This window comes from Marinobacter sp. L-46 (assembly GCF_056859535.1).
On the sequence record NZ_JBSXOP010000043.1, the window covers coordinates 1 to 9,323 of the forward strand.

Here is a 9,323-nt window from a genome sequence, read left to right on the forward strand (position 1 = left end):
TATCCACTCGTCCAGGGCGGCTTCTGCCTGGAGCCGTGTGGTGGCGTCCCAGATGCCGTAGAAGCGCTCCTTGTGCTCGTAGGCGGCCAGCAGTTGCGGGAACGCGCCTGTCCAGGTCTCCATGATGAGGCGCTCCCGGTCCCCCAGTGTCAGGATGACTGTCGTGCCCTCTGATACCCTGTTCCTATAAACCGATCAGGGGGCGAAAGGAGACACTCATGCCTCGTTACTCAGAGGAGCGCCGGCAAGCCGTGGTCACCAAGCTGCTGCCTCCCCACAACCTCTCCCCGCAGGTGATCGCGGAGCAGGAAGGGATCTCGCTGGGCACCGTCTACACCTGGCGCAAGCAAGCCCGCGCCGAGGGACGTTGCCTGCCGGACGCGCTGGGCAAAGGCACCGATGGCTGGTCGTCCAAGGACAAGTTCAACGCCGTGCTTGAAACCGCCTCGATGAATGCTCAGGAGACCGCGGAATACTGCCGCCGTCGGGGCATCTTCCCCGAACAGCTGAGGCCAAGGGAATGTTTCCCAGAGAGGCATTTCTCTTCATCCCCGAAAGCAACGAATACCGCTGCCCTGCGGGAGAGCGGCTGATCTGGCGTTTCAAGAGCGTCGAAAAGGATCAGGCGCTGCATTGTTACTGGAGTTCAGCCTGCCCAACCTGTGCGATGAAAGGGCAATGTACCACTGGTAAACATCGGCGTATCAAACGCTGGGAGCATGAGGGTGTGCTTGAGGCAGTACAGTCTAGGTTGGACCAGAAACCGGAGATGATGCGTCTCAGACGCCAGACAGTCGAGCACCCGTTCGGCACACTGAAGGCCTGGATGGGATCGACGCATTTTCTGACCAAGAGCCTCAAGAACGTCAGTACGGAAATGAGCCTTCACGTGCTGGCCTATAACATGAAACGCGTCATGAAGATCCTCGGCACCAAGGGTTTGATTCAGGCGATGCAGGCATAGTGTGCCTGCCGCTTTCTGTAGCGCCTGTAGCGCCCTATGACGCTCTCCAGGAAAGGTTTTTCGGGGCGCGCGATTTTGAATAACCTCGTATATGGCGATCACGGAAGTGCTTTGAAACGTCTCGTTGACCGCTCGGCGGGGCCTGACGGCCGGATGCGGGAACAGGCTACGGATTTTTGGGTTTTCACACAGCCTCGGCCGAAAGCGGCCCTGCCAACCACATCTTTAGATGGGCAGGGCATGATCTTTAATCCTCTGTTCTGACCAGCCATCCTTCAACGGTGTCCGAACCGTATTCGTCTTTCCAGGCTTTTAGTGTTTTCTGGTTGCCGCCGCGTGTCTCTACGACTTCACCAGTATTAGGGTTTTTATAGATCTTCAGCTTGCGTTTGGCGCGACCCGTGCTCGTGGTGCTGGAGGGTCTGGCCGCTGTCTGTTGTGGGTCAAGCAGCTTGATGACATCTGCAGCCGACTTGTCAAATTCTCGCATGAGAGCTTCCAGCTTATCCTTGAACTGGAGCTCAGCCTTGAGGCGGTCGTCGTTCTTGAGCCTATCCAGCTCTTCCTGAAGCTGTTTTAGCTGCTGTTCCTTCTGCATGTAGGAAGCTAGTATGGACATGTGACCTTCTGTTCGGGTGGATAGCTACAACTATGGGGAATAGTCAAGAATAAATCAAGCCATAATGGTGTCCCTGTCAAGATCAGAAATGATTCGCCGAGACGACCCCGCTTCATGCGGCTTCTATGCTCGATGAGCCTGAATCACTGGAGTATGACGCGTTGCGATTAATGCAGGCATTGACTTACTGTCTCACTTTTTAGGTGTGAGAAGAGAGCGTATGGCAGTAAAGCTCAGCTGTAGAGCTCTGTGGCCGCAGGAAGAAGAGTGGCTGGGTCACAGGCCAGCACTGTGGCGATACGGTAAAGCTTCTCTACAGTGATGTTGACCTCCCCTCGTTCAATTCGGCCTACGTAGCTTCTATCTATGCCACTCAGCAGTGCTAAGTCATCCTGAGATAGACCGCGCGCCTTCCTGCGGTGTCGAATCCGCTCCCCTATTGCTTTCGCCAGATGGTCCATGGCCGCCTCGAAATCTCTTGAGGCGGCACTATCATGCGTTTGCGGACCGTCAGGCCACGGATTATAATCCGCATTTCACTCTTTTCCCCCGGACCTCCCATGAAGCCCAACACGTTCACCCTCGACAAACGGCTGTATGAGCTCCTTCAGGAGGAAGGGCTTGATCGGTTCACCACGCAGGACCTCCGGGATGCCTTCGCGTCCAGGCTGGAGGAGGGTTCGTTCCAGCTGAAGGATGTGCGGAGGTATGTGTATGAGCAGATACGCCGCATGCTGCGCGTGGGCTGGCTCGTGCTAGACGATGAGCGCAAGAGCCGCGGGCAGGTCTATCATCGTCTTCCCATGCCAGAAAAATTGCGGTTAAACTTAATTAGTAATGGCTTTGAGGCAAGCTTCACGCCCAGCAAGACCAAGAAGCGGACGTCCGCCGAGGCTACGCCTACCTCAGCCCCAAACCGTCCTGAGTCAGAGGTCTACCAGCGACTAGAAACGACGCTCAAGGAGGTCCGCCTGGATCTTCTCGCCTCAATGGGGGAGGCCGAGCGTTACAAGCAGCTGCTTAGCGACATGCCATACCTGCGAGCCCATGTGGAAAGTGAGTATCAAGAAGCGAAGGACCAAAGTTCTCGCCTGCTGGGCCACCTGCGTGCGGTGGAGAAGACGATTTCTGCATTGTCCTCGCCATGAAGTTGCCGCGACTCAGGCTGTGGCAGCAGCGCTGCATTGACGCGGCGCTGCATCACTTTGCTACCACACCACACTTTTTGTGTCAGGCAACTCCAGGCGCTGGCAAGACACGATTGGCAGCAGAACTTGCACGCTGTCTCTTTGAGAATAATCAGATAGATCTAGTTCTTTGCTTTGCGCCCTCATGCCAGGTTGTAGAAGGTTTTCGCCAAACCTTTTCAGAAGTACTGGATAAGCGGCTTGATGGCTTGGTCGGTGCCGTTGGGGGTGCTTATACCTACCAGGCTATGGATTATAGGGATGAGTCCTTCTGGCAGCTTCTCAATGACTTTCGTGCTTTTGTCGTGTTTGACGAAATACACCACTGTGCTGGACATGATCCTTTGCTAAGTAATGCCTGGGGTCAGAAAATCCTTCAGAGAGTTCAGGACCGCGCCGCCTACACATTGGCACTTTCGGGGACTCCATGGCGTTCTGATGACCTACCCATCGCACTAGCACGCTATTCATCACCAGAAGGTGAGTTGATCTGCGACTTTAGATACGGCCTACGAGAGTCCGTCAATGATAATGTGTGTCGCTCGCCGCGCATTGTGCTTCTTGACCATCAAGAGGTTAAGCTAACCGAAGAGATTAGGGACGAGAGCACTGCCAGGCTCTTTCCAAGCATTGCTGCATTGCTCGGAGATTCCCCAATCACCTACGAGGACCTCCTTCGCCATGATGATGTGGTGCATCAGATACTGGGGCTGGCTTGTGAGAGGTTAGATGAGGTGCGGCAACAAAAGCCGGATGCGGCAGGCTTGGTCGTGGCAACCGATATTGAGCATGCCCATCAGGTAGCTTTATCCTTAGAGGCCAGAGGAGAGGCTTGCCATGTTGTCACTAATAGGACTCCTGGCGCGCAGCAAGTGATCAACTTCTTTCGACACAGTGATTGCCGCTGGATTGTGGCAGTTGGTATGGTTAGCGAGGGAACGGATATTCCTCGACTTCAAGTATGCTGCTACCTCAGTCGAATTCGTACGGAGCTGCATTATCGCCAAGTGTTAGGGAGAGTCTTGAGGAGGAGTGGCGCGGAGGACGAAAATGCATGGTTGTTTATGTTGGCTGAGCCGGTTCTTAGACGCTTTGCCGAGCGTGTTGCACAAGATTTGCCGAACGATAATTTGGTTTTTAAGAAGGAGGAGATGACCTTCGTTAACAATGAAGATGCAAATTGGGTTGGAGGTGAAGGTGGTCACTTGAGTGGCGTGCTTGATGGAGTTGTGGCTGCTTTCGGAGAATGCGGTGAGTTAAGTAAAGATAAAGAGTTTTATTCTTCGGTTGAGCCGGTTTATCATTTGAGTTTCTCGGGGAAGTATCGCGAAGAGTTGTTGAGATTTCTTTAGGTTTTGAGGGCTTGTTTCTTGATTTTCTTTGAATAGCTTGCTTTTCTGGTGAGCAAGCTTTTTGGTTTTAAATAAATAAGGTAATCCCCCGGCTTTGCCGGGGGACTACCCGAGGTTTGACCGTGTGATGCGGTCAAAGGGAACCTCCAATCTCGGCCAAGAGATAGGAAGTTCCCAATGAGAGAGTACCAGAGTCTTGCTCACACAACATGGAACTGCAGGTATCATGTCGTGTTCATCCCCAAAAAGCGAAAGAAGGCGATCTTTGGTGGTATCCGAAAACACCTTGGTGAGGTGTTCCATGAGCTGGCAAGACAGAAGGAGTGCCAGATCGTAGAGGGGCACCTGATGCGTGATCACGTTCACATGTGTATCAGCATCCCTCCGAAGCACTCGGTGTCACATGTGGTTGGCTACATCAAAGGTAAGAGTGCGATATCTATAGCCAGAAATTTCATGGGCAGATCGCGAAATTTCTCTGGTGAAAGCTTCTGGGCGAGAGGTTATTTCGTCTCGACAGTAGGGCTTGATGAAGGAATGGTAAGGGCCTATATCCGGAATCAGGAAAAGGTGGATGAGCATTATGATCAGCTCAAGTTTGGAATGTGAGGCAGCCGCCTTCAGGCGGCTCAGATTCTTGCCCCTTTGAGGGGCTAACAATATAAAGCCCCCGGCTTTGCCGGGGGATACTTACTTAATTTTTTCGGCTGTGTTTGTTGTTTGTTTGATCATTTTGATTGTGCTCTGCTATCCTTCGGTCAATATGGCGTAAAAGTGCGGGGCTCACATGATTCATCAGCAGGTTCACCAAGCCGCTACACCAAGGTTGCCACATGGCGTGCTTGGTGGTTGGCCTGAGGGGCGAAGGGGCTGGCCTGGAGGGCGAACCGAATCCGAGGAAATCCATGAGTCCCTATTTTGACGGTAATCAAGAGAGCATCGGTAGAAACAAGCAAGCTACAAAAAGACCCAAGCGCCAGGAGGCGCGAAACGTGAGAGAGGAACTGACCGTGAGAAAATTATCGATCACGTTGGCAGCGATGGGATTGGCGGCCCACGCGGGCATGGCTCTGGCAGCCCCCGAAGGCGATCCAGAGAAAGGTAAGCAGGCAGCCGCCATGTGCACGGCTTGCCACCAGGCGGATGGCTCCGGCAAACATGTTGAGGGTGGTGAGTCCTGGCCGAGACTGGCGGGCATGAACGCGGCTTACCTCGCCAAGCAACTTCACGATTTCAAAAACGGTGACCGGCAAAACGCCTCCATGATGCCGTTCGCCAACATGTTGAGTGACCAGCAAATTGCGGATGTGGCGGCGTATTACGCCCAGTTGGAACCAACGCCTGGTCAGGGTGGCGAAAACGCCTCCGAAGCCGTACTCAAGCGTGGCGAGCAGATTGCCGAGCGGGGCGACTGGTCTGAATACGTGGTTTCCTGCAAAAGCTGCCATGGCCCGGGTAGCCGTGGTGCCGGTGACACATTCCCTGGCATCGCCGGCCAGCATGCCGGCTATATCAAGGCCCAGATCAAGAGCTGGCAGGAAGGTACCCGCTCCAATGACCCGCAAAACCTGATGGGCGCCGTGGCAAAACGCATGAGCGACGAGGACATTCACGCCGTGGCCGTATGGCTGGCTAACCAAAGCCCCGTGGCAGAATAAAGGGAGTTCCACGACATGATTCGCAAACTGATTTACACCGCACTGTCAGGAACCGTGTTGTTCTCGGCCACCGCCGCCGCCAACAGCTACAAAACCGACGCAGAGATTCAGCAGTACATCGACACACTGACGGAAATGGGCTTCCCGGCGCCGAAAGAAGACCAGCTGGTTCACATTCCGCCCACCATGGCGGATCTGGAAGAAGCCGACATTCATCCGAAGCTGAAAGAAACCATTCGCCGGGGCTATGACCTGTTCACCGACACCCAGCAGCTGCGCGGCGAAAATGTGTTCAACAACATGAACTGCTCCAGCTGCCACCTGGGCGAAGGCCGCATGCCGTTTAGCGCCCCCATCTGGCCGGCCGCCGTGACCTTGCCCAATTACCGGGGCAAGAACGGCCACGTAAACAGCCTGGAAGAGCGCATTGCCGGTTGCTTCGCCTACTCCATGAACGGCACACCGCCGGAGTATGGCAGCGACGACATGCTGGCTCTGGCGGCCTACCATCAATGGCTGGCCAGCGGCGTGGAAATGTACCCGAAACAGGACATTTATGGCCGTGGCTTCCCCGCACCCGAACGCCCGGAAGAACTGAGCTACGCCAACGGTGAAAAGCTGTATCAGCAGGAATGCGCCGTATGTCACGCCGACGACGGCTCTGGCCTGCGGGTGGATGGTGAAACCGTGTACCCGGCGTTGTGGGGTGATATGTCCAATAACTGGGGTGCCGGCATGGTGCGCATTTTCACCGCCGCCGGCTTTATCAAAAACAACATGCCCCTGGGCCAGCCCAACTCCCTGTCGGACCAGGAAGCCTGGGACATTGCCTACTACATGGACAACCAGGAGCGGCCGCAAGACCCACGGTACACCGGCGATGTGAAAGAGACTGCTGAAAAGTTCAACAACTTCCACCAGCACTCCATGTATGGCAAGGAAAGCGCCGATGACGGCGAAGTGCTGGCTGATCACGAGAATACCGGTGAAAAGCCATTCCTGAAGCCGTTTAACGTTGGTGTTCCAAGAAACTTTGAAGCCAACGAAGAATAAGCGTTTCGGGTTATAATACCGTGCAAAGGCCTCCCTTCCCGGAGGCCTTTTTCGTCGTATTGCTGAAATCGTGACCAACAACAAACAGGTGATCATGAGCATGAAACGCAAACATCTGCTGGTCAGCGGCAAGGTTCAGGGCGTGTCCTACCGTGCCTATACCGAACAACAGGCCCGCTCGCTGGGGCTCTGCGGCGTCGTGCGCAATCTGCCTGATGGCCGGGTTGAAATCATTGCCGAAGGCGACGACGCCGCGCTCCAGGCGCTGGAAGAGTGGGCCTGGAATGGCTCACCACTGGCCGAGGTAAGCGCGGTTGTGGCTGAACAGCAGTCGGCCACCGGCGAATTCGACGACTTCAGGACGATCTCTTGAGCGCCCTGATCGACACTTTCCTGCGGACACTGGAAACCACTTTGCCGGTGTTCGTGATGGTTTTCCTGGGCATCGGCCTGCGCCGGGTGGGCTGGATTGATCAGGCCTTTATCAGCACCGCTTCTGCGCTGGTATTCAAGGCCACACTGCCAACACTGGTGTTTCTCAGCATTATCCGTGCAGACCTGGACGCCACCTTTAACCCGGCGCTACTGGGCTTTTACCTGGCAGCGAGACATTCTTAGTATATACAATATGCCTGAATATAAACTGAAAGTGCTGACCAGAAGTTTGACGAGCGTCAAGGTTGAGCCCCCAGTGTCAGGATGACTGTCGTGCCCTCTGATACCCTGTTCCTATAAACCGATCAGGGGGCGAAAGGAGACACTCATGCCTCGTTACTCAGAGGAGCGCCGGCAAGCCGTGGTCGCCAAGCCGTAAGCGACGTCCCTACCACTCGATCACGACAACAACAGCAACCTACAACGAGAACCACGACGGCCGCCCCGGGGTGAACCACCACTGACCGGGCACGCCAAAGGAGACAAAGGACCATGAAGACCAACACCAAGCGACTCAGCGCAACTGCGCTCGGCATCTGCCTCGGCCTCGGAGCCACAAGCTCGGCGCAGGCGGCCAACTGGCTGATGCTGCAGGGGACCGAGAAGGCAGACAACGCCCCGCGCGCCAAGGTCTGGGGTTTCATCCAGCCCGAGTACCAGCAGGATTTCAGCGACGCGCACCCGAGCGACAAGTACATCCCGGCCAAGCTGATCGGGCCGGGGCTCGACGATCAGTCGGCGTTCAACATCAAGCGTGCCCGGATTGGCGTTCGCGGCACCGGCTTCCCGCTCGACGGCAAGGTCAACTACTTCCTGCTGGCCGAGTTCGGCAATAACGCGATTACCAATGGAGGGCGCTACGGCGATTACACCCCGCACGTCACCGACGCCAGCGTGACGGTGAATTACATCCCCGGAGCTCGCGTGCGCGTCGGCCTGTTCAAGACACCGGGATCCGAGGAGGGCTTTCAAGCCATCATCGCGCTGCCCTATATCAACTACACCTCAGTGACCAACCAACTGTTGCTCGAGCGGTTCCCGGACGACGGTGACAGCAACATCCCGCCACAGACGACCCCGGGCGCGGACATGAACGCCTTCTCGAAGTCCGCTGGCGCCTATCGCGACACCGGCATCGAGGTGTTCGATTCCTTCGACATGGGCAAGTGGGAGCACAGCTACGCCGCCATGCTGGGCAACGGCAACGGCGTACAGATGATCGACGACGACAGCAACAAGGACGTCTACCTGTACTGGTCGTCGGCCTACCTGTTCGACGGCAAGGCAGGCGGCCCCTTCCGTTCGACGATGAAGCTGTTCGGCTGGTATCAGGATGGCAAGCGCACCAACGCCTACGACAAGAGCGAGGAACAGGATCGGACCCGCTACGGCATCGGCGCCTTCTATCTCAAGCGCCCCTTCCGGGTCAGCGCGGAATACATGCAGGGCAAGGGCATGATCTTCCAGGGGCAGCACAGGCCGCAGGCTGTATTCAACGATTACAAGGCCCGCGGCGGCTACGTCGAGGGCGCCTATTTCATTCCCAACACGCCGTTCGAACTGCAACTGCGTTACGACACCTACGAGCGCAACATCGACCAGCCGAGCAAGGCGACGTACGACACCTGGACGGCGGGCGTGCAATACCACTTCAGCAAGAAGACACGGGCCACGCTCAACTACGCCGTCCGCGACTTCAGTTCGGACGCGGCCGGCCCGAACTCCCACCTCAAGGGGGTCGACGACCGGGTCGCCTTGCAGCTGACTGCGGTCTTCTGACCGAAGTCTTCACTTTTCGGGTATTCGGATTTAATGGTTGATGGGGCACCTTCACCCCATCAATCTGATACCACCCTCAGATGGTTGATAGATCGACTCCGTAGTTGAGTTCCTCTGCGAAGTCCGGCAGTCCGAAACCGATGGTTTTCTTGTAGAAAGGAGAGACCTTCGCAGTCGGTGCCTTCTTCTTGTGCTTCGTGGTGTAGAGCATTCGTGCCCGCATCACCTCGAAGGAGTAACCGCGCCCTTCACGGTTCTTGTCCTTGGCCAGTCGGT

The 9,323-nt window shown here is 55.9% G+C and carries 10 protein-coding genes and 4 pseudogenes; 10 read left to right on the plus strand and 4 right to left on the minus strand.

From position 1 onward, the window contains the following. Positions 1-147, minus strand: a pseudogene (locus tag AC13DJ_RS04725) (DesA/ISL3 alpha bundle tail domain-containing protein); the annotation flags it as partial. Between the two features lie 71 nt (positions 148-218). Between AC13DJ_RS04725 and AC13DJ_RS04730 the strand changes: the two are divergent. Further along, positions 219-593, plus strand: a complete 375-nt coding sequence (locus AC13DJ_RS04730; protein WP_482932798.1) for a helix-turn-helix domain-containing protein — start codon at positions 219-221, stop codon at positions 591-593. Further along, a pseudogene (locus tag AC13DJ_RS04735) lies at positions 506-964 on the plus strand (transposase); the annotation flags it as partial. The gene AC13DJ_RS04730 and the pseudogene AC13DJ_RS04735, both read left to right, overlap by 88 nt. A 247-nt stretch (positions 965-1,211) precedes the next feature. Here AC13DJ_RS04735 and AC13DJ_RS04740 read toward each other — a convergent pair. After that, positions 1,212-1,583, minus strand: a complete 372-nt coding sequence (locus AC13DJ_RS04740) for a histone-like nucleoid-structuring protein, MvaT/MvaU family (RefSeq protein WP_195688909.1) — start codon at positions 1,581-1,583, stop codon at positions 1,212-1,214. A 233-nt stretch (positions 1,584-1,816) separates the two neighbouring features. After that, on the minus strand, positions 1,817-2,044 hold the full coding sequence (locus AC13DJ_RS04745; protein ID WP_161431027.1) for a helix-turn-helix domain-containing protein: 228 nt from the start codon (positions 2,042-2,044) through the stop codon (positions 1,817-1,819). 99 nt (positions 2,045-2,143) lie between these two features. On the opposite strand from AC13DJ_RS04745, the gene AC13DJ_RS04750 reads away from it, so the two are divergent. The 8 genes and pseudogenes from AC13DJ_RS04750 (at position 2,144) to AC13DJ_RS04785 (ending at position 9,047) form a co-directional block, all read left to right on the plus strand. Next, positions 2,144-2,731: a hypothetical protein gene (locus AC13DJ_RS04750; protein ID WP_195688910.1), complete on the plus strand. Its 588-nt coding sequence runs from the start codon at positions 2,144-2,146 to the stop codon at positions 2,729-2,731. Continuing rightward, entirely contained in the window at positions 2,728-4,122 is a 1,395-nt protein-coding gene (locus AC13DJ_RS04755; protein WP_195688911.1) for a DEAD/DEAH box helicase, read from the plus strand. The genes AC13DJ_RS04750 and AC13DJ_RS04755 overlap by 4 nt, the downstream gene beginning before the upstream one ends. Before the next feature lie 177 nt (positions 4,123-4,299). After that, positions 4,300-4,731, plus strand: a complete 432-nt coding sequence (gene tnpA, locus AC13DJ_RS04760; RefSeq protein WP_087721126.1) for an IS200/IS605 family transposase — start codon at positions 4,300-4,302, stop codon at positions 4,729-4,731. 401 nt (positions 4,732-5,132) lie between these two features. Beyond that, positions 5,133-5,780, plus strand: coding sequence for a c-type cytochrome (locus AC13DJ_RS04765; protein ID WP_482932799.1), 648 nt, complete (start codon positions 5,133-5,135; stop codon positions 5,778-5,780). Between the two features lie 15 nt (positions 5,781-5,795). After that, positions 5,796-6,833: a c-type cytochrome gene (locus tag AC13DJ_RS04770; RefSeq protein ID WP_482932800.1), complete on the plus strand. Its 1,038-nt coding sequence runs from the start codon at positions 5,796-5,798 to the stop codon at positions 6,831-6,833. Between the two features lie 94 nt (positions 6,834-6,927). Then, entirely contained in the window at positions 6,928-7,206 is a 279-nt protein-coding gene (locus AC13DJ_RS04775; protein ID WP_482932802.1) for an acylphosphatase, read from the plus strand. Between the two features lie 56 nt (positions 7,207-7,262). Next, positions 7,263-7,439: pseudogene (locus AC13DJ_RS04780) on the plus strand (AEC family transporter); the annotation flags it as partial. A 321-nt stretch (positions 7,440-7,760) separates the two neighbouring features. Next, positions 7,761-9,047, plus strand: coding sequence for a porin (locus AC13DJ_RS04785; protein ID WP_482932801.1), 1,287 nt, complete (start codon positions 7,761-7,763; stop codon positions 9,045-9,047). A gap of 76 nt (positions 9,048-9,123) precedes the next feature. Here AC13DJ_RS04785 and AC13DJ_RS04790 read toward each other — a convergent pair. Next, positions 9,124-9,323, minus strand: a pseudogene (locus tag AC13DJ_RS04790) (ISL3 family transposase); the annotation flags it as partial.